Origin of the sequence: Sphingomonas sp. PAMC 26605, assembly GCF_000241485.1 — a bacterium.
Classification (GTDB): Bacteria; Pseudomonadota; Alphaproteobacteria; order Sphingomonadales; family Sphingomonadaceae; genus Sphingomonas.
Map to the genome: position 1 here is coordinate 1 of NZ_JH584261.1, position 1,150 is coordinate 1,150.

General features: G+C 65.0%; 1 protein-coding gene. It reads left to right on the forward strand.

Translation table 11 applies throughout. The features are described 5' to 3' along the window. Window positions 1–221: 221 nt before the first annotated feature. On the forward strand, window positions 222–1,150 hold a 929-nt coding region (locus RH90_RS22365), incomplete at its 3' end, for an IS110 family transposase (RefSeq protein WP_010189323.1).

Here is a 1,150-nt window from a genome sequence, read left to right on the forward strand (position 1 = left end):
GCGTCGGCGACAGCTACGACTGTGAGTATATCGGTGCAGTCTGGAAGGCCTGACCCATGCTTACGACTGACCACGTGTCATGGCGTTGATCTGTCGGCCCTCCAGGCTGCACCCGGGGCGTCGCGAGACGTGACTTGATAGGAGCCTGAGGGAGTGCCGTCCCGTCACAGTCCTGTCCGCTCGCGAAGCGCCTTCGGGTTCCACCAACCTGGAGGACCGGTATGCACGATATCACACCTGACGCCATCGTCATCGGCGTCGACACCCACAAAGACGCGCACGTGGCCGTCGCGATCAACGGACTTGGCGCGCGGCTTGCCACCGCGTCCTTCCCAGTAACGGCTCAAGGCTACCGGCAACTCGCGGACTGGGCAGCCGGTCACGGCACCGTGCACACCATCGGTATCGAAGGGACCGGGTCATACGGTGCCGGTCTCACACGGTCGCTGACTGCCAAGGGCGTGCGCGTCATCGAGGTCGGCCGAGTTAACCGCCAACTCCGACGTCGCCACGGCAAAACCGATACAGTCGATGCCGAGTCCGCTGCACGAAGCGTGCTGGCTGGCGATGCGCTGGGTCAGCCCAAAACGGGCGACGGTACCGTCGAGATGATCCGTCATCTCAAAATCGCACGCGATACCGCACTTAAGGCTCGAACTCAGGCAATGGTCACGCTCAAGACGCTGCTGGTCAACGCGCCGCAGCCGCTGCGCGAGCGGTTCATCGGCATCACTGGCAAGATGACGCTCATCCGCGGACTTGCGGCGCTGCGCCCAGGCACGCCGGTCTCCCCAACCGCGTCGGCGAAAATGGCGCTACGCGCGCTGGCCAATCGGTGGCTGATGCTGGATGCCGAGATCAAGGAGCATGAGAGCGTCCTCGAAGTGCTGGTGCGCGCGCAGGCACCCGCACTGATGGACGCGCCAGGCATATCGACCGGCACAATCGCCGACATGCTCGTCGTTCTAGGCGACAATCCCCAGCGGATCCGATCAGAGGCAGCGTTCGCCAAGCTCTGCGGCGTCTGCCCAGTGCCGGCGTCGAGCGGCAAGACCAGCCGCCATCGCCTCAACCGCGGCGGCAATCGTCGGGCGAACGCCGCCCTGTACCGTGTCGCGCTTGTCCGGATGCGGCATCACCCTCCAACCCG